Genomic DNA, 25,423 nt, shown 5'->3' on the forward strand with positions numbered 1-25,423 from the left:
GCTTTCTTTCAATTTATTTGAGAGTGAGTTTTGCGATTATAGTTCTTTTCTCTTTACGGATCTTCCTCTAGGTGCGTCACTCTTATGAAGTACAATTTCAGAATGAAGAAACTGCGCAGCGGCGGCGGAATCTTTCACTTTTGAAGCACTTCGCTTTAACATTTCTACTTCAAATTCAGTTAAAATATTTTTTCTTATTCCAGTTTCTCTCCAGTTGGATAAAGGTCTGCACTCTTTTGAAATTTTACGTGCCAATGCCAAAGCATCTAACAGCGCTTGATTTGCTCCTTGTCCTTTAAATGGACTCATTGGGTGAGCCGCGTCTCCAATTAGAGTTATCGAACCAGCTATCTCCAATATTTTCGGTTCAAGTAATTCGCGATCATAAACTGGATAACCAGAAACCTGAGCTTCTTGTGTTGCAGCTAAAATTTGGGGAATAGGAGTGTGCCACTGTGTTCTTTGGCAGGCTTCTTCTTTTAAAGCTTTAGGACCTTTAGCGCTCAAAGCTTTCGCTTCTTCTTCCGGCATTGGAAAACTAAGTTGCCACATAACTGAGTCTGATGAATAAGGCATTACATAAATCCGTTCATTGCCATTCGCGGTTTGAAATACAGTGGCAGAGTCTAACAACGGACTGTCAAGACCTTCGAGAGACTTCAACGAACAGATACCCAAGATTACAATACAATCTAAGTAACGTAAGGGAGTATTTTCTTCATTAATAATCAAGCTTCGCACAGAACTTCGGATGCCATCGGCTCCAACCACAAGGTCTGCTTTGGCAGTCTTAATCTTTCCGTTTACTTGAAAACTCAGCATAACGCAATTATCTTCACATTCCTTCAAAGCTACTAATTGGTGGCCCCATTGCACTGCATTTTGTCCTCCGAGTTGTTCAAGTAGCGCTAAACGCAGAGCCTGTCGGGCAATATGTACATTTGTGCGTTTTGAAAAGGTTTTTGCATCGTTCTCTATCCACTTTCTCATTCCCCATTCGCCAATAACTTTCCCTTCTGTAGTATGAACCACATGCCTTGTTGAGATAACTCCTTCTTCTAATGAAAAAAGACCCAATCCCTCAATCGCTTTACTAGCTTGTTGCAAAGTAAGGCCATAACCTTGAGATCGTTCATCGAAACTGTTGTCGCGTTCATAAAGAATAAAGGGAATTCCACGGTGCAAACAGGCTACAGCCAGAGCAACGCCGCCAATTCCACCTCCAATAATTGCAATATGCGGGTAGTTTTCTGAATCTGCTATAGGAGAACTGGCAGCCAAAACCAAGCCAGATCCAGAACAGTTTGTGCAGGGGTCTAAATGACCTTTGGGACGAACAGGAGCTTTGCTTTCGCAATTTGTTTTTTCAAATTGTTCAACTTCCTTTTGGTAGCGGAGTTTCACTTTTTTGCGAAGTCTTCGGCGCTTTTTGCCGCTGCCTTGGCATTCCTTACAGATAGTCCAGCTATTGGCTTCATTTTCTGTGTTTTTCACTTCTTTATTTATTACTTATTGAACGATGGATAAGGAATATATTTAGTTTCATTTACTTCAATTTCAATGGCGTCGTTAAGAATATGCAAACCGATTCACAATTAAGCTCATTAATATATAACCGATGCTCGCGGCTATTTTTCCATTACCATTTAGTATTATTCAGCATAATCTTTGAAAATTTAGTTTATGAATTTCCAAATTGCCCCATTTTTAGTGGTATGCTTTTCCAAACATCCTTTTGAAACTAATTCATTTAAGGCATTTTCACTTTCTTTTCTTGGAGTTCCTGATAGTTCGGAATACTCTCTTGCAGTGAGTGTAGGGTATATTGAAAAGAGGTTTTCCCAATTTTTACTGTATTCACTTTTAGTGGCATTTGGATTTGAATTTAGTATAGCCATTTCATAAAAAGCGTAAGGTCTGGTGCCATAAACAATTTCCTTATTCCCGGCATTATTTACAACGAAAATAGTTGGAAATCCTCTTACGCCAAGTTCTTTTCCTAATTTTAAATCTTCTTCAAATAAGGCTTTTGCTTTACCTTCAAATTCGGTTTTCAATTGTTCTACATTAAGTCCAACAGTTTTGGCGGCGGTAGCTAAATGTTCCCATTTGGCGATGTTTTTTTTGTGTAAAAGAACCATTTCTTTTATTTCACGAAGAAATAGCAATGCTTTTTTATTATCTTGCATTTGTGCTGCCTTGAATGCTATAGATGGTGGATAAGAAGAGTCTAAAGGATCTTCCAACCATAGATCTCCGTCAATAGGCATATCGTAATGAACACTAACTTCGTCCCAATGTGAGGCTACATCTGCAGGTTTGCTAATGCCACCGCTGTTGTAACTCCAATTTGGTAATAAGCCACCCATTCTATATTCTATCTCTATGGCATTGCCATATTCCAATTTAAGCTTACGCAATTGTGGCTCAATACCCCAACACGACGAGCAAATAGGGTCTGTATAGTAAATTAGCTTTACAGATTTCTTAGTTGATTGTACAATGTTTATAGATGTAGTTTCCTTATTTCCGTCAGTTGTTTCACACATTCCGGTTTCTATGTCGCATAGAAGAGGATTGGTTTTAGGTGTTTCGTTTTTCATATTTTCGTAATAATAACTTTCAATTAGCGACTTGCAGCTTTCATTTCCGCATTCAAAATCTGCGCCACCGCCTGTTTGTATTTTATAGGATTCGAAGCTTTTTTGATGGCTTTATATGCTTTCTGAGGATTTGATGTTGACTGTGAAAAGAACTCCCAAAAACCAAGCATCTTCATTTTTATGGGCGTTGGTCCCGAAAGATATTCGTCGTATTGCTTATAAATAGTATCGTGAAATTCTGAGAAGATCTCCCATCTGTTTTCGGGATATTCAGTAGTATTATTTTTAATCATACTCGGCAGAAAAGGATCCGCAATTAAACCACGACCAATCATAAAATGATCTATCGTTGGAAAGCGTTCTTCAATAGTTTTAAAAGCAGTTACGCTGGTAATATCGCCATTATAGTACAATTTGTGTTTTGTGCCAATGATACATTTTTCAAAAGCATCTAAATCCACAGGACCTTTGTAGAGTTGCTTGCCTATACGGGCGTGAATAGCGATGTTTTTAAGCGGATAGTTGTCTAAAATAGTAAAGGCTTCCAGAATTTCTTCAGCATGCTCGTAGCCCATTCGCATTTTCATTGAAACCAAAATATCAGTTTCTTTGTGGGCTCTGTGTAAAACGTCGTCAATTTTTGAAGGATTACAAATCAAACCAGAACCCATTCCAGATTTAGCAACCATCGGGTAGGGGCAGCCGAGATTCCAATTCAATTCTTTATAGCCTAAACTCTGAACGTACTTGGCAACGAAGACAAATTCGTCGGCATCGTTGGTAATTATCTGCGGAATGACTTCTAAAGTGGTGTTGTTTTCAGGTAAAATATCTAGCTGATAGGATTGCTTAATGTTCAGTTTTCCGTTAAGCCTAATATAGGGCGAATAGAACGTGTCTATCCCTCCAAAATAATGATTAAAGGCGTTGCGAAACCTGAAATCTGTAAAACCCTGCAAAGGGGATGAAAGTAGGGTGGAAGCCATCTTGTAGTTTAGTGGAGCAAAGATAGAACAATTGAGCTTTGGTTTTTTATAAGTGAAATGTAGCTGACCTGATCTTTTGAGGCCGTCGAGATAAAAGGAAATCTCTATTCATCAAATATCATAAAAGGTTTTAGTAACCGAGATAACTTTTCAGAGATGGAATTAGTCCGGTTGGCGTTTAGGTATTTCCTAATATCATCTAGTTGTATGGAGGTAGTAATAGTTAGAAATTGGGAAAGATAGGTTGAAAATATTGGCGTTTCCATATCTCTATTAAACACTTCATAAATATTGCTATGTCTTGTATCTCTCTTTATTTTATCTTCATACAACTGTTCAAGAACTCTTTTTTCACCTTCCAAAACTTGAAAAAAGTTATCGAAGGAATGCAGTAATATGCCACTTATTCCAGTTGCATTATTAGCTTTTTCAGTAACTTTAAAAATATCTTTTATATCGTCATTTGTAGTATTTTCCGATGCTTTGCTTACATAACATATAGTGTATAAACGTTTCATAAGTTATTTTTTAGGTTGGTTGTATAGCAAAATACAACTTTTTTGGGGACTTGTCTTATATGTTTTGAAACGAAAAGAATATTTAGTTTCTAGTTTCAGGTTTCAGTTTTCTTGGTTCTTGGTTCTTTGTTCTTTGTTCTTGGTTCCATTTCCAAAATTGCATAAGCAATAAACATTCAAATACTTTTAATCAACTCTAACCATTTTTACCCTCCTTTAATGTCTATTTTTGCACCTTCTATTATTTAAAAGAAATATGCAGCATTTTAAAGAAACAACTAAAAATAAAGATACATCACAGCCAAAAGTTACGATGCTTCAGGCGTTCAAAACGATAATTTGGCCTAGGCGAAAGTTGGTTTTTATAGGATTGTTCCTGATTGTTATTAAAAGTTTGTCCGCTTTGGTTTTACCTTGGCAGAGCAAAGTATTGTTGGATGATGTTGTTCCCAATAAAGATATGTCGCAATTATATACTTTAATCGCCATAGTAATTGGTGCCATCACAATTCAGGCAGTAACCTCATTTTTACTTACCCGAATACTAAGTGTACAAGCGCAATATTTAATTAGTGAATTGCGGTCTCAAGTTCAGAAAAAAGTGCTTTCATTACCGATCAGTTTTTTTGATAACACCAAATCCGGCGCTTTGGTTTCAAGAATAATGAACGATGTGGAAGGCGTTCGAAACCTCATCGGTACAGGTTTGGTACAACTGGTTGGTGGAACATTTACGGCTGTAGTTTCATTAATTATTTTAATAAAACTAAATGCTTGGATGACGCTTTTTGTATTTGTGCCGCTCTCCATATTTGGGGTTGTAGCCTTAAAAGCTTTTAAATTTATTCGTCCTATTTTTAGAAACCGTGGTAAAATTAGTGCCGAAGTTACCGGAAGGTTAACTGAAACACTTGCGGGAGTTCGTGTTATAAAAGCATTTAATGCCGAAGAACAAGAAAATGTAGTTTTTGAAAAAGGAGTGGATCAATTATACCAAAACGTAAAAAAGAGTTTAACGGCAACCGCTTTAATGACGAGCTCTTCCACGTTTTTAATTGGAGTAGCCACCACGGGAATTTTAGGGATGGGTGGTTATTATATGATGATTGGTGATATGACCACCGGAGATTTTTTATTCTTCACCCTAATCCTTGGGTTTATGATTGCGCCCATTATTCAGATGAGCAATATAGGAAGTCAGTTAACGGAAGCATTGGCGGGTTTGGATAGAACGGAAGAACTGATGAATATGACTGCCGAAGAGGATAACCAAAACAGAACTATTAAACTAAATACCCTAAAAGGTGATATTGAATTTAATGATGTTTCATTTTCTTATGAAGAAGGAAAACAGATCTTGCATAATATTAGTTTTAAAGCGCCCGCGGGTTCTGTAACTGCTTTGGTGGGAAGTTCAGGTTCTGGAAAATCTACCATTGCTGGACTTTCAGCTACATTTTTAACGCCGCAATATGGAAAAGTTACTGTTGATAATCAAGATTTATCGAAAGTTAAATTAAGTAGCTACCGCCAATATTTAGGCGTGGTTTTGCAGGATGAATTTTTATTTGAAGGCACTATTCGTGAAAACATCATGTTCCCAAGACCAAATGCCACGGAAGCCGAATTACAAAACGCGGTAAAGGCAGCCTATGTAAACGAATTTACAGACCGATTTGATAATGGTTTGGATACCTTAATTGGCGAAAGAGGCGTAAAACTTTCTGGCGGACAAAGGCAGCGATTAGCAATGGCTCGTGCTATTTTAGCAAACCCAAAAATCATTATTTTAGACGAAGCCACTTCAAGTTTAGATACCCAAAGTGAGGCATTGATCCAGAAAAGTTTGGCGGAATTGGTTAAAGACAGAACCACTATCGTTATTGCGCACCGTTTAAGTACCATTAGAAAGGCAGACCAAATTTTAGTTATTGAAGCTGGGCATATAGTTGAACGCGGAACCCACGACCAATTGATTGCTAAGGAAGGTAGGTATTTTGAGTTGTATACTTACCAGGCGAAGATTTAGGTACGAGGACACGGGCGGGACGCCCGCGCCAGTGAAGTAATAAAAAATATCAACAAGATCGCTAGCGCGAGCGTCCCGCTCGTGCCGAAACAACCGCAAACCAAATCAATCTAAACAGAAGAAAAGGAACAGCATTGCAATTCCAAATTTTTAGAGAATAGTATTTAAACCGTAACCATCAGTCCATCAAAGAATTAATTTTCGGTATATTTATTCTTTGTCAGAATTTATGAGCAGGAAATATAAATTTCACAATGGGTCAGCGGCTTATTTTATTTCATTTGCGGTAGTTAATTGGATTGATGTATTTACTCGTCCAGCCTATTTTAAAGTAATTACAGATAGCTTAGACTATTGTCGAAATAATAAAGGAATGGCGCTGTTTGCATATTGCATTATGCCAAGCCATATTCATCTTCTGTTTCGAGATGACAACGAAAATCCTTCAGGATTGTTAAGGGACTTTAAAGGTTTTACTTCCAAAAAAATGATTGCTGCTATTATGGAACATCCTCAAGAGAGCAGAAGGGAATGGATGCTTTGGATGTTTAAAAGAGCAGGAACAAAGAACAGCAATGTAAAGGAATATCAATTTTGGCAGCAAAATAATCATCCTATTGAATTGTGGAGCACACCAGTTATAAAGGAAAAATTTAATTATATCCATAATAATCCGGTAGTTGCTGGCTTAGTAATGGAACCGTGGGACTGGAAGCATAGTAGCGCACGTAATTATGCAGAGCTTGATGCTGTAATACCTATTGATGATATCGGATTTCTTGGATGATTATTGTTTTGGCAGATTAATCGCTTTATTTTTTGAACGCTAGCGCGAGCGTCTCGCTCGTGACGTCACAGTTTAGAAATTAATGGTTTGGAGAATTAGCATTGTGGAGGACACGGGCGGGACGCCCGCGCCAGCGGGGGGTTATGATTTTTTTCAGAACGGTAAACCATTAGCCCCATCAGGAATGGGCTCATTTTTACAGAGGTTAACCTTATATTGATCTTTATCTTGTGCAATTACGTAACGCATCACAAATTCATCAGTACTTTTCGAATAAAAGCTAAAAGCATTGGATTCTGGATAACAGAACATACACACTGATCCTCTGGAACAAAGACCTTTAGGATAATCCTTCCTTAACTTTTCAATTTCCAGTTTTAATTCTTCGATGAATTCATTCTTGTTATTATAGGAATACACTCCCTCAGGATTCAACGGTTCTAAATAACTTGTATCGTAATGTATAAAAGCATTAATCACGGCGTTTTCTAAATCCGCAATTTGCATTACCCGTGGTTGGTCTATTTTTATTTTTGATTTTATCATTTTTTTGGTGGATAGATTTTACAAACTATTTTAATAGGTGTGTTATATCTTCATAAGTTTTTAAAGTTTTACAAATTGCAGATAATCGTCCACAATAAACGAATTAGCAGGATTGTTGCAAGAACCTTTAAATTTAAAACTTTTCATTTATAAAATTTCTTTTAGCTAATCAATAACTCCGCTATTGCGTATAATACTTTTTATTGGTATTAGTTATGATGAGCTTTTAGTTGTTATTATTGACTTTACAATTTTTGATAATATTACCACATCAGAATGAGCATTATGATATTGTTTGATTTTATGGTGGAATATATATTCGTAAAGCTCAGTCATTTTAGGAAATTTAGGATTTGGATTAGAATTAGTTTTTAATTGATTAAATCCCCATTTCATTGTGCAAAATTTCTTTATTCCTTCAAAATTGAAATCTATATTATATTTTGCGAATTCATTTTCAAGAATTTTTAAATCAAAATCAATATTATGAGCAACAATTGTAGAACAATATTTTAAATCATATGCAATAATTTGGAATGCTTCTTCTGGACTAATTCCTAATTCCTGAATAACCTTGGGGCTTAATCTATTTACTTCAAAAGCTTTTGAGGTTATATCAAAATTGCTATTAATTAATTCAGTTTTTTTCCTATGTATTATTCCATCGAAGTCCATAATTGCCCAAGAAATTTGCACTATATTGGGAAAAGAAACTCCTTTAATAAGTCCATCTGTTTCAGTATCAAAAATAAAAAGCAATTCCCGATTTAATTCTGCTAAGTCTACACTAATAAGGTTACTTGGCTGCTCTAGTCCTATAAGTTTTGTGTATTCTGGTGGATCAATATAGGTTTCTGGTTTTTTTACAATCATTTTACTCCTATTCAAGAATAAATCAATAATCTTTTCAAACCTTTGAATATCTATATAATTGGGTTTAGTTTTTGGCAAGTTGGTGTTTAAAAATTTGTATTTCTGTCCTGATTTATGAATTGAGTTAGGCAAGACAACATTGGTATTCCATAATAATTCCATTTTTTCAAATAGCCCAAAATTTTCTTCATTGGCTGGATAGGTAGTACACATTCTATCGATTTCAATCTCTTCTAAGATATCTGAATAAAAATGTATATGAAATCCATCCTGACTGCCTGATTTCACTACCCATTCATAATATTTAGGTAGTCCAAGTAATAACAAAATGTCATTTACAAATTCTTCGTTAGAACATCCATCAATATCTAAAACGTGTAAATTATCAAAACCTGCAATTAATCCAAGACCTGTAGCATAAGTCCAGTTATAATTATCCAACTCTTTTTGACTCTGCCTTTCGGTTAAAAGATGTTCCCAGGGATGGTTGGCGGCCTTTAAAAGATTTGGGCTGTAAAAGTTATTTTCTGTTAATTGGTTAGATATACAAGTAATATTTAAACCGAGATTATAAAAATGTTTGGCAAATAATTGTGTTCTATTCATATTTATAATTTTTGGATAATATGTATTCTACACTTTTTAATGCATCATCTAGGTGATCACTAAGATTAAATACTATTCCATATTCATTATAATTAAAATTTAAGTTCGAATTCTTTAAAATAATCGTAAACTCTTCTTTTTCAATTGTTAATATTTCATAATATTCATCAGCTACACCTATGTTACAATTAGTATCATAAAAATATTCTAAAAAAGATAAAAAAGAATTAGAGCTTTCTGATTTTATATTACCTATCCACGCCAAATAATTTGTAATTGTTAAGGGATAATTTTTTTTATATTTTAAATAATTCATTTTGTTTTATTAACCTTTTATTTACTTCCTATGTTTAGTATAAAAAACGCAACTTTTGACAATCTAAGTACTTTAGGTACATCCAAGAAGTAAACCTATTTTATTTGAACTTCACTTAGTGATTTTTTTTAATTTTTATAATTTGGCTTTTATTTTTGTTGGTAAATTATCTAAAATTTCTTTATCGTATTTAGTATTGATTCCATTTTTATAATTCTCAACAAAATATGTGAAATATTCTTCTCTTGATTCATTCATTGCTTTTGCTATTTCAATTCCATTTGGATATTTTTTAATGTTTGGCGAAACAGGTGTTGCTATAAAATAATCAATATCATCAAGTGATTCATAAATGTCAAAATTTAGCAATCCTGTTTTAGTTATAGAATGTTTTTCATTTTCATCAATTCGATACAATTCAATATTCAATTTTGTAAAGTGATTTTTCCAGAATTCTACTATTTTTTCTGCAGCTTCTTTATTCTTTTCGATAAATTTGGTATTCAGTTTTAATCCAACGCTTCCCCATTTTTTAACTAAAGTATTTTCCCCTGTTTTTGAGATGCCTTCTGCTTGAGCTAATTCCAAAGCTTGACAATATAATTGATTAAAATTTTCTTTAATATTAATTTTCTCTTTATATGGGATAACATATCCTTTTCCTCTTTCGCTTACAGAATTTGAGAATGTCATTGTATATGTACAGAAACGCGAGATTGATTTTCTTCCATAGGTGATGGGTAAATTAATCAGTTTAGCAGATTCCATATCTAATTTGGTTTCTCTCCATAGTTTTCTTTTTTCTGCAATTTCTATGGAAGATTTCAACTGGATACAATTATTTCTATTTTCCCAGAATAATGAGCCAATCATAATTGTTGCTCCTTGTATTTGCATAATTTCTTTATTTTTTGAGATTGCCTATAAAATTGTAAGATAAGCGTAATTTTAAATCTTTATTGTTGTCATACGGCAAATTTGTGCAAATGTATACTCAAATGTAAATCAAACTAAAACTTTCACACTATGGAAAACCGTAATGAAGCAAGCGAAAAAGTTGGAAACCAAATATAGAAATTAATTATCAACCCCAATTCCAAGCACCATATTTCAAAGAATCCTACCTTTACAAAATGCAATCCAAAATCCTATTCATAACGCCACCGTTCACCCAGCTAAACACCGCTTATCCGGCACCGGCTTATTTAAAAGGTTTTTTGGAAGAGCACGACATTGCGGTACATACTTGCGATTTAAGTATAGAACTCTTTACCGAAATTTTTACGGGCGATTTTCTTCGCGCTATGTTCAAGGAAGCACAAGCCTTAAAGCATTTTGATTATCCGGAAGTTCGCAGAATGAAGGCTAAGTACATTCAATGCGTAGATGTTGTTATTTCTTTTCTTCAAAAGCAGGATCTTGCAACGGCGCATAAAATTCTGGCACCTAATTTTTTACCGATGGGCCATCGACTGTCTAAAGTAAATACTACTATTAAATGGGACGCTGGCGAAATTGGCATTATCGATAAAGCAAAACATTATGGAACGCTTTTTATCGAAGAGATAGGCGATTTTATTCAGGCCAATGTAGATGAGTTTTTTGCCTTTACGAAGTATGCCGAGCAGATTGCCACTTCAGCCAGTAGCTTTAATGAGATAGATGAATTTTTAAGTTTTCAGCCAACGCTCATTGAAGAGAAAATGCTGGATATTCTAATGGAAAAAGTTAAAACGGAGCAACCGCTTATAGTTTGCTTTACCATTCCTTTTCCCGGAAATTTGTTTGCAGCCTTGCGTTGTGCGCAATTTACGAAACAGTTTTTTCCAACTATTAAAATTGCTTTTGGCGGCGGCTATTGCAATACCGAACTGCGTTCACTTACAGATCCGCGGATTTTTGAGTTTGTGGATTTTATTTCCTTGGACGATGGGGAAGGGCCTTTGCTAAAAATGGTTCAGTATCTGGAAGGGACCATTTCCATAAATGATTTGGAACGGACGTATGTGCTGGAAAACGATGCCGTTGTTTATAAGAATAAATTTCCGAACACCATTTACCATCATAGAAACTTGCCGGCGCCCGATTATTCTGGGTTGCCTTTTGATAAATATGTGTCTTTTTTGGATGTTGTAAACCCGATGCACCGAATGTGGACGGATGCACGATGGAATAAAATGACAATCTCTCACGGCTGTTATTGGAAACAATGTTCGTTTTGCGATGTGAGCTTGGATTATATAGGGAATTACCAAAACACCACCGCTGAAGATTTAGTCAATAAAATTGAAAAGATAGTTAAAGACACGGGCATTACAGGTTTTCATTTTGTGGATGAAGCAGCACCGCCAAAAATGTTGCGGGCTTTAGCAAATGCATTGATAGAACGGAATGTAAAAATTACGTGGTGGACGAATATTCGTTTCGAAAAAACTTTCAGCTTTGAGCTATGCGAATTAATGGCAAAGTCTGGTTGCATCGCCGTAACGGGCGGCTTGGAAGTTGCTTCCGATAGATTACTTGCCAAAATGAAAAAAGGTGTTGACATTGCGCAAGTAACACGCGTTACCCATAATTTTTTTGAAAACAATATTATGGTTCACGCGTATCTTATGTATGGATTTCCCACCCAAACGGAGCAAGAAACCATTGATTCGCTAGATGTGGTAAGGCAATTGTTTGAACGCAATTGTATTCAGAGCGCTTATTGGCACCAGTTTACCACTACGGTTCATAGTCCCATTGGCAAGAATCCTCAGGATTTTGGAATAACTATTACGGGACCTATTTTTGAAGGTTTTGCCCAAAACGATTTATATCACGAAGATCCCCAAGGCGCCGACCACCCCAAATATACCAAGGGATTAAACTTGGCATTGCACAATTATTTAAACAAAACGGGTTTCGATAAAAAAATGCAGCATTGGTTTGAGTTTCCGGTTCCTGGTACTAGTCAGCCTAATGGGATGATTGAGGGATTTTTAGTGGAGGAAATAGGTATTAGGCAGTAGGCATTAAAATTTATGCTGTGAACTTAATATTAGAAGAATGGCTGTGAAGAACACGAGCGAGACGCTCGCGCCAGCAGGGTAGTTTTAAAATTTAAGTTCGGTTTCGATTTAACTTGTTATTCCAATAAATAATATATAAAACTATATATAAATAATAGCGTCCATAAAACAGTCCGTATCCAATTTTTATTTACTAAGGAAGCCAATAGTTTTTCAGTGACAATACCTTTCGCAATCGAAGTATGTATGGGCACAAATTGTAAGAAAGTTACCAGCCAAACAAATATAATAATTATCAGACTTACCACTGTATAAACACTTGGCGTCAGGATGGTTTGATACAGAACAATACCAATTTGCCCGAGCATTAACGGTATCACGATAACACTAAAACGGGCAGTGTATATTTTATGCCAAGCAATTAGATTTTCGGTAGGATAATATCGAAAACTAGGATACACAATGCATTGGATGATCCAAATTAAAACCACTAATCCAAAATCGAGTAAAAGTCGAATTACTTCAATGGACATTATAAGTGCTTCGTAATTTTTGAACTCATTGGTTTGGTGATCGAAAAGTAATAATCAATGAGATTTCCTTTTTCGTCCACCAAATATTTTTGAAAATTCCATTTTACACTGGAACTCTTCTTCCCGTTAAGTTTTTTTGAGGTAAGCCATTCGTATAACGGATGTTGATTGCTGCCTTTTACCGCTATTTTCTCTGTAAGTAAAAATGTTACCCCAAAATTTAATTCGCAAAATTCTTGAATTTGCGAAGCATTTCCAGGTTCTTGTTTTCCAAATTGATTACACGGAGAACCAATAACAACGAGTTTATCAGCGTATGTATCGCTCAGGGATTGTAGCTCTTTATATTGATTTGTGAAGCCACACTCCGAAGCCACATTTACAAAAAGTATTTTCTTGCCTCTAAAAGTTTTAAGGGAAATAGGTTTGCCATCCAACCCATTTATAGCTATATCATAAATAGAATATTTTTTTTTGTTCGCAGCAACTGTAGTTGGTGTTTTTGCTTTATCGAGTGTATTCATATTTAGATTTTTGCTTGTCCGTTATAAATCCTATTTCAAATGTAGAGTTATTTTAATTATAGTTGCGCCTTTGACGTTTTGAACCAAGATCGACCGCCAAAAGCGGACCCCAAGAACCACGACAAAAAAAAGTCTTGGCTCGTGCAATGAACTATGTGAATGATTCCCGAATAAATTTGGGGTAAGCAGTGGATCAAAAAGTCAAAACACTCATTTTGGAATAATTACGGATATGCAATTATTATTGAAATCTTATGTCAAAACTTAGTTTCATAATTATTTTAAATAATTCTGCAATTCAGCAATTTTATTTGGTGTATTAAATACCCCGCCATAAAAAGAAGTTACCGTGGCAGAAGTATCATCTTTTATTCCACGGGAAGAAACACATAAATGTTTTGCATCTATAATTACCGCAACATCTTTTGTGTCTAATATTTCAGTAAGTTCCGCAGCAATCTGGTTTGTTAAACGCTCCTGTACTTGGGGTCTTTTGGCGAAATATTGAACAATTCTATTCAGCTTAGAAAGCCCAATCACTTTGCCGGAAGATATATAGGCAATATGAGCCTTTCCTATAATTGGAACAAAGTGATGCTCACAATTAGAATAAAATGTGATGTTCTTCTCAACCAGCATTTGGTTGTATTGATATTTATTATCAAACAAGGCAGCCTTAGGTTTGTTAGCTGGATTTAAACCTGAAAAAATTTCATCTATATACATTTTGGCAACTCGATTAGGCGTGCCTTTTAAGGAGTCGTCGGTAAGATCTAAGCCCATAACATCCATTATTTCTGCGAAAAGACCTGCTATTTTATATTTCTTTTCTTCATCAGACACTTTAAATGCATCGGCTCTCATAGGCGTTTCAAGTCCGGAATAAAAATGTTCATCGCCAATTTCTTCGTCTGAAAATCCGTTAAGTCTATTTTCTTTAGTGAGGGTATTCAACATAGTTTCTTGGTGTTTCATAAAGTTTAATCTTTAATTCTAATTTGGCTTCGATCGCTGGTCGTAACAAGTTATAAATAGTTATGGCAATATTCTCGGCAGTGGGGTTTAGGTCTTTAAATTCAAGAGTATCCAGATTAAGGTTTTTGTGGTCGAACCTATCTAAAATTTCTTGCTTTATTAAGTCAGACAAAATCTTTGTGTCTATAACATAACCAGTCTCTGGATCACACGGCCCAATAACTTTCACTTCCAATTCATAATTATGACCGTGATAATTGGGGTTGTTGCATTTTCCAAAAATGGCTTTGTTTTTTTCGTCACTCCAATTTTTATTTTGTAATCTATGTGCTGCGTTAAAGTGTTCACACCTTACAATGGCAATCTTATTCATTTATGCTGTGTATAGATTTTTGTTTATCGTATTTTGTAGTGTAAATGTATTCTATTTTTTGTTTAACCTTTATAATATATTGTTAAACAAAAATTAAAACTACTAACTTTGTACACAGCAGATATATTTATCGACTAGAAATGAAAAATTCGAATTACAAAATACATATCATCGGAGCGGGAGTTAGCGGATTGATTGCGGCTACTGTTCTTGAGCAAAATGGATTTTCTCCAATTATTATTGAGGCTACGGATGGAGTAGGTGGAAGAGTGAAAACAGATATAATAGAAGGGTATCAATTAGACCATGGTTTTCAGGTTTTATTAACTGCTTACCCGTATGCCCAAAAGTATCTTGATTTGGAGTCGTTGGATTTACAGAAATTTGTGCCAGGAGCAGCCATTTACAAAAATGGCAAACAAATCTTGATAGGCGACCCCTTAAGAGACGTATCATTGTTATTTTCTACACTTTTCTCAGGCATTGGAACATTTTCAGACAAACTTAAAATACTTCAGCTGAATCATATGTTGAAGAAAAAAACGTTATCCAAAATCTTTTCTGATAAAGAGCAGTCTACGTTATCTTATTTAACGGATTTTGGTTTTTCAATTGAAATGATAAACGACTTTTTCAAACCTTTTTTCAGCGGTATTTTTCTTGAAAACAAATTGGAAACTTCCAGCAGAATGTTCGAATTTGTGTACAAAATGTTTGGAGAAGGTTATGCCGCATTACCAAAAGACGGTATTGAAGCGATTCCGAAGCAACTGGCTCAGAACCTAAAGCATACTACTTTTAAGTTCAACACTAAGGTGACAGCAGTAAAAGATGGCGAAATAACCCTTGCTGATAATACCAAATTAGAAAGTGACTTTACTATTTTGGCTACAGATGCCAATGATCTCATTGAAAATCTAAAAAACCAAGCATTGAAATGGAAGTCTTGTGATACATTATATTTTGAAACTGAAAACAGAACCATTAGAAAACCGTTAATCGGTCTTATTCCAAAAGAGGGAACTTTAATAAATAATATTTTTTATCATACGAGTTTAGCTACAAGCAAAAAACCGAATAAAGAATTGCTATCGGTAACCGTAATAGAGAATCAAAAGGTAAACAATCAAGAACTTATAGATCGGGTGAGCGAAGAATTAAAAGAGCTTTGTGGGATTAGTACGTGTAGGTTTATTAAACATTATAAGATACCGATGGCATTACCAGAATTGGCGGACTTGCGCTACGAAATGTCACCTTCGGAAACTCGATTAACGGGTGGACTTTTTTTAGCGGGAGACACACAATTAAATGGCTCTTTAAATGCCGCTATGCTTTCGGGAGAACGTGCAGCACTTGGAGTAATAGAAACGATATCAAGTAACATTTCTTAGAAAAACAGTTGAAGTGAATATAGGTAAACCAAGACTTTAAAGCTGTTCTCACAACATTAGCTGCAAGCTTGCCTAAATTCCTGAGCTGGGTCTTCCTTTTAGTCGAACATCAATTCTTTTTTTCTTATCCGTCAAGCGCTTCATTACCTCCATTAGGTTGGCATCTTTTGTTTTTTTATAAATCTCGTTAATAGCGAGTATAAGTCGTTTTGCTTCTCGTGTAGCTTCTACTCTATCACTGGTAGTGAGATTGCTCATGCTAGCCTCTTCAAAAGCTGTTGCTTCTTTTAAAATATCCATAGATAATTTCGTTTAAACGCTGGTAAAACTATTAAAACAAAACAAATTTTACAACTACTAGAACCTAGTTATGAATATTTTAACAAAGCAGATAGCAATAAATAAGCCCACTATAAATTTTGAAAATTAAACCGCATTAAAATGGGTTGATATTTGGCGAGCGTCTCGCGCGTGCCGTTATGTTTAAAGATTAATTTTAAGTATAGCTCTTTTATTGTAATTCTATTTTAGCTATTAAGAGTTTGAATTTCTCATTTTTCTTGTTTGCTATCAAAAAGGTTACAACTTCTATATGGTCATCAGAAAAATTTGGTTGCTCAAGTTGTTTCCCTCTGAAAGAAGGGAACATATCTTTTAGGTTAATCTCTATTTCCTGCCAATCTCTAGAGGTATTAAAGGAAGCTATATATGAATAGTAATCTTCCGAATTAGATTTTAACCTGAATTGATAGGCTTTACCATCGCCTTGGATTTTTAGAAGGATCTTCGTATATCCATCTAATTGAATTCTTGGAAATCCATATTTTACAGAAGAGAACCCTCCATTATTAGCTAATAATATAACACCCTCAAAAACACCAAAACCGTTGGCACTTATTGAAAAGGTTCCTGATGATTGACCGCCCATAACCACATCGTCTACAATTATCCAGTTTTGTAGGTCTGAATTTTTATTAAAATTGTAAATTATTCTTGATTCCATGAAAGAATAAGATAAGGGTAAAGATTATTATAGGACAACACCAGTTTTAGCATATTTTAAGAATGACTTCTTTTTTGAGTGGTTTCTCTAAGAAACCTTTTACGAGCGGATTTGTTCGTGCCCGATTTATGTCGCTAGGATCTACCGAGGACGATAATATATAAATAGTGTAATGTTCTTTTATCGCAGGATTTAAAAGTTCAAAAGCTTCAAGAAAATCCCATCCTGATATTGTTGGCATGTTTATGTCCAAAAATACTATTGTTTTTCCATCTGACTCATTAATGCTTGTTTCGGACTCTATAAACTTCAGGCCATCTTCGGGAATTTTAAAATCATTAACCTTTACTGAGTCAAAGGATTTTTTCAAAATCATTTTTGTGAGGAAATTGTTTATCGCGTCGTCATCAATAATAATAAACCGCTTCATTATTTCCATTTTAGATTTAGTTTTTGAAGACGATTGTAAATTCGGTTCCTTTATTGAGTTCGCTCAATAATGTAATTTTTCCTCCCAGGGATTCTACTTGCGTTTTCACAATAAACAATCCCATTCCTTTTCCTTCCACGTGGGAATGGAAGCGATTGTATAACCCAAAAATTTTATTCTTTTTAAATTTCATGTCAAGCCCTAAACCATTGTCTTTAAAAGTAATGATTATTTTGTTATTCTCTTGCTTACTTTTTATTTCAATCTGGGTTGGCACGTTTGGTTTACCATATTTAATGCTATTGTCTATTAGATTATAAAAGATGCTGTAGACAAAGATTTTTAGCGAATGTATTTCGTTTACTTCTGTAAAATCGGTGCTAATGCTTACGCTGTGTTTTTCTATGAGATTGTTTAAACTAAGCTTGATATCCTTAACAATTCTTGAGAAATCAATCACTTCTTTTTTATCGTCAGATTCATTCTTTACCTGCAAGATGTTGTTAATGTCTTTAATTACAGCATCTAGCGAGGTTACTGAAGCAGAAAGCCCTTGTAACGATTCCTTCCGCTCTTGCTGGGTAAGCGTTTCGTGCTGTAAAATATCTGCGAAACCCATAATGTTGGCAGTTGGGGCTCGAAGATTATGAGATATGATATAAGAAAATTGTTCAAGATCGCTATTGCGCTGAACCACATCTGAGATCATTTTAACACGTTCACTGTCTCCTTTTTTACGCTCCGTAATATCCTGAAAACTGCCATATATTTTAGCGCATTTTCCCTCAACAAATTCTGCTTCCCCAATTGTTCGAACCCATTTCAAGTTGCCCTTAAATGTGGTTATTTCAAGTTCTTCATCCCATGGAATTCCATTTTCAATGCACTGCTTTAAGCGTTCCGTTATAATTTTTTTGTTTACTTCACCATTAAAATGGCCAATACCGATTGAAAGATCTGGGATAAAATCTGGCGCTGCTTCGCGTATTTCTTTTGTTATATCTGACCAATAAACCGTTCCTTTAATAACATCTATCTCCCAACTACCTATTCTGGCAAGCCTGTTTGATTTGTCTAAAAGGTTCTCTAAATGTTTCTTTTCTGTGATATCAAAAAGCATTCCCAGGGATCCCTTAAAATTCCCGAGCTCATCGAAAATAGGATTTGCCGATACTTGTGTTGTAATGCGATTACCCTTTTTAGAGATAAAAGAAAGTTCCATCTTTTCCGCAATCCCCATTTTTCTCCGGTCTAAATAAATCTGGGCATATTCCTGTCCGTCCGCATCCAAAAAATAGGAACTGGTTTTACCCATCATTTCCTCTTCAGAATAGCCAAGCATTTCGCCTATCTTTTTATTTACAAAAGTGGTTTTGCTGTTTTCGTCCAAAAGCCAAATGCCCTCTTCTGCTGTTTCTACAATCTGACGATATTGCTTTTCGCTTTTTTCAACTTTTTTCTTGGATACTACTTGTTCGGTTACGTCGTTTATAAAAAAGAAGACGCCCACTATCTTTCCTTTGTTATTTCTATAGGCCTGATAAACGTAGTTTATATATAACTCGGTTAGTGGAGCGTTGTCCTGAGTTTTTAATTTCACTAATGTTTCCGTGCCGCTATACGATTCACCGGTCTGGTATACACGATCTAGCTGGCTTATAAAGCCTTGTTCTATAACTTCGGGAAGTGCTTCAGCTACAGATTTTCCTATTATATTTTTTTCACCAATTAAATGTAAATAAAGAGGATTCGCCATTTCAAAAACGTGGTCAGGACCTTTCAACATTCCAACTGCAGATGGTGCTTTTAAAAACATATCGTAGAACTGATCCCTTTCATTTTTCACTGCTTTCTCAAGATTTTTTTTCTCCGTTATATCTTTGGCTATACAATACAATAAACCTTGTTTCTCATCCCAATTAACGGACCATAACATCGGGATAATTTTCCCGCTTTTGTGTACATATCTATTCTCAAATGTTGGATCCTTGATTTTTTTATAAATTGTTTCAGCAGCTTTGGAGGTAATTTCAACATCTTCCTCTAATACTAGGTTAATAAATTTGGTCCCGATTAGCTCACTCGGTTTATAACCCCAAATTTTTTCTGATGCGGCGCTAACATTTACAAACTCCCCATTAGTATTAACAGTACAAATTACATCTAAGGAGAAATCTAGAATATTATTAAGTTCAGAAAGTGTTTTTCGCAATTCAGTCGAAGTGTCCTCAAGATTTTTTTCAGCTATTTTTCTATAGTTAATATCGTGATGGGAGATGACGACTTGGTTAGTATTACTTCCCAGATTTACGGCACTAAGCATAAACCATTGTTGGTTTTGTGGGGAATGACAAGAATATTCCATTTCAAAATTCAGTCTATTTTTTTTAAAAATAGATTGAATGCCGGCCAATGCCTTTTCTGCATCGCTATCGCCATCTTCAATTCCTTTTTTGCAGGCATCGAAGTAGTTGCTACCTCTTGGAATACCATCTAAAGTTAGATTGCTATTTTTATTCCCAAAATCATTCCATGCTTTGTTTACCGTTAGAATTTCACCGCTTTCGTCTATAACGGCAATATGTGAATTTACGGAAGAAAGGATACACTTATTGAGGACTTCACTTTTGCGAAGTTGTTGGGCTGCATTGTTTTTTTCCACAGCATTTAATATAGCATACGGTAGACGAAACATGCGGTCTTTGAAGAAATAATCATCTGCTCCGGCTTTTATAATTTCTATGGCATTTTCTTCACATAAAATAGAAGTAATTAAGATGAAAGGAATCTTTTCACCCTGCTGCGAAATAATTTTTAAAGCGTCCGAAGCATTAAAACAGGGGAGTTTGTACTCTGAAAGTATAATGTCTGGATTAAATACTTTGAGTGCTTTCACAAAGGCTATCTTATTGTCAACAACCAATTTCTCAAATTGGATATTTACGTTTTTCAACGCTCTTTCTACTAATTCAGTATCAGCAGTTATCTCTTCGAGATGGAGTATTTTTAGTTTGGTTTGCAATCTATCAGAATTATTGTTTCTCTGTTTACGTAGGCTTTATTCTACCTAGAAAAATAAAACGCGATTTGTATGTGTCTTTATAAAATTATTAAAATCAGCGATCTAGAAACGAATGGCTATTACTTATCTTCAAAAATGGGCTAATGTAAGAAAATAACCGTCTTTCCTACAAGTTAATGTTTTTTTATCACTTAAATTTGTTACGCTTTCCTGGATTGAAGATGATTCATTTAAACTTAAAACAGAAGAATGGGTTTTTCTTTAAAATTGAGAAATTCCAAGTGTCTTTAAAATTTACATTAAACATAATCTTGTTTTTTCAGTACGCTAATAATCTTAGTTGAGCTGCAAAATTTTCAATAAATCCTTTTACTTATAGCAATCAAAGCTATTTCCTAAACGTTCGTTAATCCGCCTAAATCTTAAATAGATAATAAATAGAATAGACTATATAGTCTAATCTATTTATTATTAACCTCACTAATTACTTCAAGTTAAAATGTTTGGTTAATATAAAGCAAACTGCGAAAGATTAAAATGCAGATTTATTGTTTTTGGGCACACGCGGCAGAATGGGTTTAAAACATTTTTTAATGGGAAGCACTGCAGAACGTGTAATGGCTATCTGGATATTAAAGTTTTGATGGTTTCATAAAATATATAATTATACCAAGATTCATTCTTTAACGTGTATGGTTATTTTAGAACGAGTCAGACGGGTAATTATTAAAAAATAATTAGGGGATATCTCATAGATGGTTCATTAGAATCTAAGAAAATAGTTTCTTTCTCCTACAAATTAAATTAGTCTTAAGATAAACTCTACTATCGTTATGAAATTTTATTTATTATGTTAATTTAATCAAGCGCGAAGCAGCTTAAACTCCTTAAACCATCGTCCCACACTTTCATCATAATGATGCGTTGCATAGCCAGAACCATTGTAGTAACTAGCCACTATCTTAAAGTCATCTGCAGTAGGATTCGTTTTGCTCACCACGCTGCGCACACTGGATCTTATCGTTAAAAATCGCGCAATGGATGTAATTTGTTTTTCTAAAGAAGCTGTGTAAAGTTCCTTGGCAGATTGTGCGCCAATGGCGGCATAATTAAAGCCCATAATTTGTCCAAGTCCAAAACTCATGGAGCGGTAGCGCAATTCAGCCAAATCTGTTTGGGGTTCCTGATTTGCGAATTTTGTTAAATAGTGTTGCTCAAATCTGGGACGAACCACTCCTTCAGATTCCTGCCGAATAATCGATAAAATCCATTCTGGTTGTATGATATACCCTTTTAAATTCTTCACATTTTGCGAAGCTTTTTCGGCAGCGGCACCATAACGTTCATTTATTTTTCTACAATCTAGCGAATTTCTAATGTGTAGCGCATTTAGCTGAAAAATGGCTTCATTAAAATCGCCACAACTTACTTCCTTTTTGGCAATGGCGTCTTTGGCGGCTTCTAGCATTTTTTCTAGTGTATGCAAGGTTAAAAGCACATCGGGTATAACATTTATTTCTGAACGTGCGTTGCGCCAAGTACATGGATATGTTAATGTTTTTGTAGGAAAACTTGGTTTTGACAGGCCATTTTCAAATTCAAACTGCGCCAGCGCTCTGTTGGTTCCGCGACCAAAATCGCCATCAATAGAAAACGCACCAGCGGAAGATGTGGAATACCCCAAAAAGATTAGCAATCGTTGAAACGCGCGAATAGTGTTTTCACCAGCCGTGTGCCTATCTAAGGAAACATCGCCATCTTCAAAACGTTTAAGGTCGCTTTCCCAAAATGAGGTAGTGTTTGGTGGGTTAATAATTTGTTGAATTTGTGGGTCATGGATCAATGCTATCATCGCTTTATGATTTAGATGGTTAAACAAAAAGTGTCGTGAGGATAAATTGAGGGAATAATTTACGAAATTATTTCTACAAACGGATACTGTCTAGGAAAATTAGGAAAACGTAATTTATTTATTTTTAAGGGTATAGCGTTCCAAAAACTTAAAAGCCCCTATTTTGCTCTTGGCTCTTGGCTCATCGCCAGTGTCTAATCCCTAATAATAGTTCTAAAAGTCAAATTAATCCTCGAAGCACGTATCTTTTTAGTTGGCGGCAAACGATGTAACCAGTTGGTTTGCGTAGTATCTTTCATAATCAACAGGCTGCCGTGTTCTAAGTTTAGAGAAACCGTTTCCTTGGTTTCTTTATGCTTAAAAGCAAACTTGCGTTCCGACCCAAAACTTAAGGAGGCTATGGCACCATTCTTCTTTAAATCCTTTTCGCCATCGCTATGCCAAGCCATTCCTTCTTCACCAGAGTGGTAGAGATTTAGTAAACAACTATTAAAAGTTTCGCCGCTTTCGGTTTCAATTTGTTTTTTAAGTTGAAGTAATTCCGGAGTCCAAAGAAGTGCATTCTTTGTAACTTTTGAATAGGTATAACTAAACTCACGATCGCCATACCAAGCAACTTTGCGTTTGGTAATTATTTTTTTCCCGAAGATGATGGCTTCGTCATTTTTCCAGTCTATTGTATTGAGAAGGGTTTCGTAATAATGATTGGCTTCTTCCGCAGAAAAAACTTTTCCGAGGTAATTTACTGTCCCGTCTTTTGGAAGAAGATTCTTTTCAGAATTAAATTCAAGATTGAACAAGTCTATCTGCGACATTGGAGTTATAAATTTTAGTACTTCCCTCTGTGAAACTCTTTTTCTCTGCGTAATAACTATAACACAGCGTTACGCAAAGGTATCGAGGAGGAAAGCTTTCAAAAATACTAAAACCCAATATAAAAATCGAGCCGAATGCGGTTACCGTTTTCTTTGGCAATTCCGTAGGACACTAATTGCTCCACTGTATAGAAGCGCAATCTTAAATTCATGTTTTCTGCTAAAGCATAGCCAGCCATTATTTCCAGCCCTTTAAAATTTGTAAGCCTACTGTCTGGCGAGCCTGAACTAGAATAATCCCAACGAGCCCAGTCTGCTTGCGTCAGATAATCCACGGCTGCAAAACGTTCTATATGGCTATAAGTAAGTTGCACTTTCCAGTCGCCTTTTTTCTCCAATTTTCCGATACCTGCGTTGGCCACATAGGCTGTTTTTTGGTTCTGTAACGCCTTTGGAACGGAATCATTGCCATTGTAATCCTGCACGTTTTGATAATAGTCAAAACCGACAGTTACTTTTGTATTCTTAAGAATGTCAACTTTAGTTCCCAGATGAACTATGGAATAGTCAATATTAAAAGTATCGCCGCCATCAGGGATGTTTGGCATATTTTTGAAATAATAAAAAGCAGGAAAAAACTTCACGCGATTTTGCCAATGCGAAGAAACCAGCTGAATGCCTTCAAAATAACTGTCTTTTCCCAAAGAAGTACCGCTGGTATCAAAGATGAAATGTCCGGTATTTACTTTTAGAGATTGTATAAATTCATTTTTAAAAGGAAACTTCCCCGAAAGGGAAACACCTTCAGGATTCACACTACCACTCCAAAAAAGCTCGTTTTGTTTTTCAAATGGAAAGGTGTTTTTTCCCACCCAAGCATTTAGCCAATTATAGTTGAAGCCAATATAAATTTTGTCAAAAGCAATGGGAACACTACTAAACTGATCGCCCAAAGTTAGATTTCCGCTTTGCTGATTATTGGCTTTCCCTGTCCGGACGCCTACCCCGAAAGAAACCCACTCCTTAAAATCATAAGTGGCGCCCAGCCGTGCTCGGTATCGCAAACGGGTTCGGTCATCACGAAACGAGCCGTCAGGCTTTTGGGAGTTCCAGTCCTGCTCCAATCTAAGTCTTACATCAGCAAAGAACTTGAGTTTTTTCGAAATACTGTCGTTTTGAGCCACAAGCAAACAAGGTAACAACAGCAAGAATAGGAGGTAGACGGTTTTTTTCAAAATAATTATAATCGCTTGGTTAGTGTTTTCATTAAGATTTTACGCTTAAATGAAAGGTTTAAATTTATGATTTTGTTTTAAAAATAATCCCATCACAAAGATATTTTATTAAAGGAGGAAGGTGACCGAAAAGAATAAAAATGTATCTTAGTTGTTCATTTCGAAATGATTACTTGTTTGAGGAAAAAGAACAAAGAAAATAGAGAAAAGAAAATAGAAAGAAGGGAAAAGAGATATTGAATACAATAAATTCCTTCGATTTTAATGAATCCCGAATTAACGAATCTCAAATTAACGAATCTCAAATTAACGAATCACGAATCACGAATTAACTATTAATAAAAATCTATGTCAATATTACTTATAATTATAGCCATCGTCGCGTTACTCGCCTTTTTGCTCGTTATTGTCTTCAACCGTTTTGTGAAAAACAAAAATGTGGTAAAAGACGCTTGGAGCAATATAGATGTAGCGCTAAAACGCCGTTATGATTTAATTCCCAACCTTGTGGAAACCGTAAAAGGCTATGCCGCCCACGAAAAAACAACTTTAGAAAGCGTTATTAACGCCCGTAATGCCGCAATGGCAGTCCCTTCTGACGATATAAACGCACAAATAAAAGCTGAAAACCATTTGCAACAAACCTTGCGAAGCATATTCGCGTTGGGTGAAGCTTATCCAGATTTAAAGGCGAATGCTGGCTTTTTAGACCTTCAACAAAAACTAAACGAGATAGAAGAAAACCTTGAAAGAAGCCGACGTTACTACAACGGAACGGTTCGAGAAAACAATACCTATGGCGAAAGCATGCCAGGTGTATTGTTCGCAGGAATGTTCGGCTATCAGCATTTCGACTTTTTTGAAGTTGATGCCGCTACTCGTGAGAATGTGAAGGTTAGTTTTGAATAGTTGCCTGTTATCAGTTATCAGTTGTTGGTTTTCCAATGTTAACCCTCAAACAATTATAACTAGTATTTTAAGACTGACTACGG

General features: G+C 35.4%; 24 protein-coding genes. 6 read left to right on the forward strand and 18 right to left on the reverse strand.

The features are described from left to right. Positions 1–36: 36 nt before the first annotated feature. The 4 genes from AEQSU_RS10505 to AEQSU_RS10520 all read right to left on the reverse strand — a co-directional run bounded on the left by AEQSU_RS10505 (position 37) and on the right by AEQSU_RS10520 (position 4,107). Complete coding sequence (locus tag AEQSU_RS10505) at positions 37–1,494, reverse strand: FAD-dependent oxidoreductase (RefSeq protein WP_014782839.1); 1,458 nt, start codon at positions 1,492–1,494, stop codon at positions 37–39. A gap of 182 nt (positions 1,495–1,676) precedes the next feature. Continuing rightward, positions 1,677–2,603 (reverse strand): ClpXP adapter SpxH family protein, encoded by a 927-nt coding sequence (locus AEQSU_RS10510; protein ID WP_014782840.1) that lies wholly within the window; start codon positions 2,601–2,603, stop codon positions 1,677–1,679. Between the two features lie 23 nt (positions 2,604–2,626). After that, positions 2,627–3,589, reverse strand: coding sequence for a tRNA dihydrouridine synthase (locus tag AEQSU_RS10515; RefSeq protein WP_014782841.1), 963 nt, complete (start codon positions 3,587–3,589; stop codon positions 2,627–2,629). Between the two features lie 104 nt (positions 3,590–3,693). Then, complete coding sequence (locus tag AEQSU_RS10520) at positions 3,694–4,107, reverse strand: BLUF domain-containing protein (RefSeq protein ID WP_014782842.1); 414 nt, start codon at positions 4,105–4,107, stop codon at positions 3,694–3,696. A gap of 256 nt (positions 4,108–4,363) precedes the next feature. Here AEQSU_RS10520 and AEQSU_RS10525 point away from each other — a divergent pair, with 256 nt between their 5' ends. Next, entirely contained in the window at positions 4,364–6,136 is a 1,773-nt protein-coding gene (locus tag AEQSU_RS10525) for an ABC transporter ATP-binding protein (protein WP_014782843.1), read from the forward strand. Positions 6,137–6,365: 229 nt separating this feature from the next. Then, complete coding sequence (locus AEQSU_RS10530) at positions 6,366–6,923, forward strand: REP-associated tyrosine transposase (protein ID WP_014782844.1); 558 nt, start codon at positions 6,366–6,368, stop codon at positions 6,921–6,923. Positions 6,924–7,076: 153 nt separating this feature from the next. Here AEQSU_RS10530 and AEQSU_RS10535 read toward each other — a convergent pair whose 3' ends face one another. The 4 genes from AEQSU_RS10535 to AEQSU_RS10550 all read right to left on the reverse strand — a co-directional run bounded on the left by AEQSU_RS10535 (position 7,077) and on the right by AEQSU_RS10550 (position 10,161). Then, positions 7,077–7,469: a hypothetical protein gene (locus tag AEQSU_RS10535; RefSeq protein WP_014782845.1), complete on the reverse strand. Its 393-nt coding sequence runs from the start codon at positions 7,467–7,469 to the stop codon at positions 7,077–7,079. A 213-nt stretch (positions 7,470–7,682) separates the two neighbouring features. After that, the gene (locus tag AEQSU_RS10540; protein ID WP_014782846.1) at positions 7,683–8,948 is read right to left on the reverse strand and encodes an exonuclease domain-containing protein; all 1,266 of its coding nucleotides are present in this window, start codon (positions 8,946–8,948) and stop codon (positions 7,683–7,685) included. Then, positions 8,941–9,264, reverse strand: a complete 324-nt coding sequence (locus AEQSU_RS10545) for a hypothetical protein (protein ID WP_014782847.1) — start codon at positions 9,262–9,264, stop codon at positions 8,941–8,943. Before AEQSU_RS10545 ends, AEQSU_RS10540 begins: the two co-directional genes overlap by 8 nt. A gap of 135 nt (positions 9,265–9,399) precedes the next feature. Continuing rightward, positions 9,400–10,161 carry a hypothetical protein gene (locus AEQSU_RS10550; protein ID WP_014782848.1) on the reverse strand — a complete coding sequence of 254 codons (762 nt, stop codon included), beginning with the start codon at positions 10,159–10,161 and terminating at the stop codon, positions 9,400–9,402. Between the two features lie 236 nt (positions 10,162–10,397). On the opposite strand from AEQSU_RS10550, the gene AEQSU_RS10555 reads away from it, so the two are divergent. Then, entirely contained in the window at positions 10,398–12,275 is a 1,878-nt protein-coding gene (locus AEQSU_RS10555) for a B12-binding domain-containing radical SAM protein (protein WP_014782849.1), read from the forward strand. 532 nt (positions 12,276–12,807) lie between these two features. On the opposite strand, the gene AEQSU_RS10565 is transcribed toward AEQSU_RS10555, so the two are convergent. From AEQSU_RS10565 to AEQSU_RS10575, 3 genes are all read right to left on the reverse strand, one after another. Then, positions 12,808–13,332: a glutathione peroxidase gene (locus tag AEQSU_RS10565; protein ID WP_014782851.1), complete on the reverse strand. Its 525-nt coding sequence runs from the start codon at positions 13,330–13,332 to the stop codon at positions 12,808–12,810. Positions 13,333–13,608: 276 nt separating this feature from the next. Beyond that, positions 13,609–14,307, reverse strand: a complete 699-nt coding sequence (folE, locus tag AEQSU_RS10570; RefSeq protein ID WP_014782852.1) for a GTP cyclohydrolase I FolE — start codon at positions 14,305–14,307, stop codon at positions 13,609–13,611. Continuing rightward, positions 14,270–14,680: a 6-pyruvoyl trahydropterin synthase family protein gene (locus tag AEQSU_RS10575; RefSeq protein ID WP_014782853.1), complete on the reverse strand. Its 411-nt coding sequence runs from the start codon at positions 14,678–14,680 to the stop codon at positions 14,270–14,272. The genes folE and AEQSU_RS10575 overlap by 38 nt, the downstream gene beginning before the upstream one ends. Before the next feature lie 140 nt (positions 14,681–14,820). Between AEQSU_RS10575 and AEQSU_RS10580 the strand changes: the two genes are divergently transcribed. Continuing rightward, positions 14,821–16,074 (forward strand): NAD(P)/FAD-dependent oxidoreductase, encoded by a 1,254-nt coding sequence (locus AEQSU_RS10580; protein WP_014782854.1) that lies wholly within the window; start codon positions 14,821–14,823, stop codon positions 16,072–16,074. 72 nt (positions 16,075–16,146) lie between these two features. On the opposite strand, the gene AEQSU_RS10585 is transcribed toward AEQSU_RS10580, so the two are convergent. The 4 genes from AEQSU_RS10585 to AEQSU_RS10600 form a co-directional block, all read right to left on the reverse strand. After that, positions 16,147–16,374 (reverse strand): hypothetical protein, encoded by a 228-nt coding sequence (locus AEQSU_RS10585; RefSeq protein WP_014782855.1) that lies wholly within the window; start codon positions 16,372–16,374, stop codon positions 16,147–16,149. A 211-nt stretch (positions 16,375–16,585) separates the two neighbouring features. Next, on the reverse strand, positions 16,586–17,077 hold the full coding sequence (locus AEQSU_RS10590; RefSeq protein WP_014782856.1) for a CIA30 family protein: 492 nt from the start codon (positions 17,075–17,077) through the stop codon (positions 16,586–16,588). 46 nt (positions 17,078–17,123) lie between these two features. Further along, positions 17,124–17,507 carry a response regulator gene (locus tag AEQSU_RS10595; protein WP_014782857.1) on the reverse strand — a complete coding sequence of 128 codons (384 nt, stop codon included), beginning with the start codon at positions 17,505–17,507 and terminating at the stop codon, positions 17,124–17,126. A 16-nt stretch (positions 17,508–17,523) separates the two neighbouring features. Then, complete coding sequence (locus AEQSU_RS10600) at positions 17,524–20,529, reverse strand: PAS domain S-box protein (protein WP_014782858.1); 3,006 nt, start codon at positions 20,527–20,529, stop codon at positions 17,524–17,526. Positions 20,530–21,077: 548 nt separating this feature from the next. Between AEQSU_RS10600 and AEQSU_RS17080 the strand changes: the two genes are divergently transcribed. Beyond that, a complete protein-coding gene (locus AEQSU_RS17080; RefSeq protein WP_083834442.1) occupies positions 21,078–21,173 on the forward strand; it encodes a universal stress protein in 96 nt (31 codons plus the stop codon). A gap of 218 nt (positions 21,174–21,391) precedes the next feature. Here the strand turns inward: AEQSU_RS17080 and AEQSU_RS10605 are convergent, their stop codons facing one another. The 3 genes from AEQSU_RS10605 to AEQSU_RS10615 form a co-directional block, all read right to left on the reverse strand. Beyond that, positions 21,392–22,381 carry an N-acetylmuramidase domain-containing protein gene (locus tag AEQSU_RS10605; RefSeq protein ID WP_014782859.1) on the reverse strand — a complete coding sequence of 330 codons (990 nt, stop codon included), beginning with the start codon at positions 22,379–22,381 and terminating at the stop codon, positions 21,392–21,394. A gap of 194 nt (positions 22,382–22,575) precedes the next feature. Further along, positions 22,576–23,187, reverse strand: coding sequence for an alpha-ketoglutarate-dependent dioxygenase AlkB family protein (locus AEQSU_RS10610; RefSeq protein ID WP_042492436.1), 612 nt, complete (start codon positions 23,185–23,187; stop codon positions 22,576–22,578). A gap of 116 nt (positions 23,188–23,303) precedes the next feature. After that, positions 23,304–24,380, reverse strand: coding sequence for a putative porin (locus AEQSU_RS10615; RefSeq protein WP_211206517.1), 1,077 nt, complete (start codon positions 24,378–24,380; stop codon positions 23,304–23,306). Between the two features lie 399 nt (positions 24,381–24,779). Here AEQSU_RS10615 and AEQSU_RS10620 point away from each other — a divergent pair, with 399 nt between their 5' ends. Continuing rightward, positions 24,780–25,340 (forward strand): LemA family protein, encoded by a 561-nt coding sequence (locus AEQSU_RS10620; protein WP_014782862.1) that lies wholly within the window; start codon positions 24,780–24,782, stop codon positions 25,338–25,340. Positions 25,341–25,423 lie beyond the last annotated feature (83 nt).

Source organism: Aequorivita sublithincola DSM 14238, from assembly GCF_000265385.1.
GTDB classification, from domain to species: Bacteria; Bacteroidota; Bacteroidia; order Flavobacteriales; family Flavobacteriaceae; genus Aequorivita; species Aequorivita sublithincola.

Excerpts from the sequence above, each read along its gene's own strand:
- AEQSU_RS10510 (WP_014782840.1), bottom strand. The coding sequence starts at position 2,603 with ATGAAAAACGAAACACCTAAAACCAATCCTCTTCTATGCGACATAGAA.
- AEQSU_RS10515 (WP_014782841.1), bottom strand. The coding sequence starts at position 3,589 with ATGGCTTCCACCCTACTTTCATCCCCTTTGCAGGGTTTTACAGATTTC.
- AEQSU_RS10575 (WP_014782853.1), bottom strand. The coding sequence starts at position 14,680 with ATGAATAAGATTGCCATTGTAAGGTGTGAACACTTTAACGCAGCACAT.
- AEQSU_RS10530 (WP_014782844.1), top strand. The coding sequence starts at position 6,366 with ATGAGCAGGAAATATAAATTTCACAATGGGTCAGCGGCTTATTTTATT.
- AEQSU_RS10585 (WP_014782855.1), bottom strand. The coding sequence starts at position 16,374 with ATGGATATTTTAAAAGAAGCAACAGCTTTTGAAGAGGCTAGCATGAGC.
- AEQSU_RS10545 (WP_014782847.1), bottom strand. The coding sequence starts at position 9,264 with ATGAATTATTTAAAATATAAAAAAAATTATCCCTTAACAATTACAAAT.
- AEQSU_RS10590 (WP_014782856.1), bottom strand. The coding sequence starts at position 17,077 with ATGGAATCAAGAATAATTTACAATTTTAATAAAAATTCAGACCTACAA.
- folE (WP_014782852.1), bottom strand. The coding sequence starts at position 14,307 with ATGAAACACCAAGAAACTATGTTGAATACCCTCACTAAAGAAAATAGA.
- AEQSU_RS10555 (WP_014782849.1), top strand. The coding sequence starts at position 10,398 with ATGCAATCCAAAATCCTATTCATAACGCCACCGTTCACCCAGCTAAAC.
- AEQSU_RS10565 (WP_014782851.1), bottom strand. The coding sequence starts at position 13,332 with ATGAATACACTCGATAAAGCAAAAACACCAACTACAGTTGCTGCGAAC.
- AEQSU_RS10540 (WP_014782846.1), bottom strand. The coding sequence starts at position 8,948 with ATGAATAGAACACAATTATTTGCCAAACATTTTTATAATCTCGGTTTA.
- AEQSU_RS10605 (WP_014782859.1), bottom strand. The coding sequence starts at position 22,381 with ATGATAGCATTGATCCATGACCCACAAATTCAACAAATTATTAACCCA.
- AEQSU_RS10525 (WP_014782843.1), top strand. The coding sequence starts at position 4,364 with ATGCAGCATTTTAAAGAAACAACTAAAAATAAAGATACATCACAGCCA.
- AEQSU_RS10620 (WP_014782862.1), top strand. The coding sequence starts at position 24,780 with ATGTCAATATTACTTATAATTATAGCCATCGTCGCGTTACTCGCCTTT.
- AEQSU_RS10550 (WP_014782848.1), bottom strand. The coding sequence starts at position 10,161 with ATGCAAATACAAGGAGCAACAATTATGATTGGCTCATTATTCTGGGAA.
- AEQSU_RS10535 (WP_014782845.1), bottom strand. The coding sequence starts at position 7,469 with ATGATAAAATCAAAAATAAAAATAGACCAACCACGGGTAATGCAAATT.
- AEQSU_RS10595 (WP_014782857.1), bottom strand. The coding sequence starts at position 17,507 with ATGAAGCGGTTTATTATTATTGATGACGACGCGATAAACAATTTCCTC.
- AEQSU_RS10580 (WP_014782854.1), top strand. The coding sequence starts at position 14,821 with ATGAAAAATTCGAATTACAAAATACATATCATCGGAGCGGGAGTTAGC.
- AEQSU_RS10520 (WP_014782842.1), bottom strand. The coding sequence starts at position 4,107 with ATGAAACGTTTATACACTATATGTTATGTAAGCAAAGCATCGGAAAAT.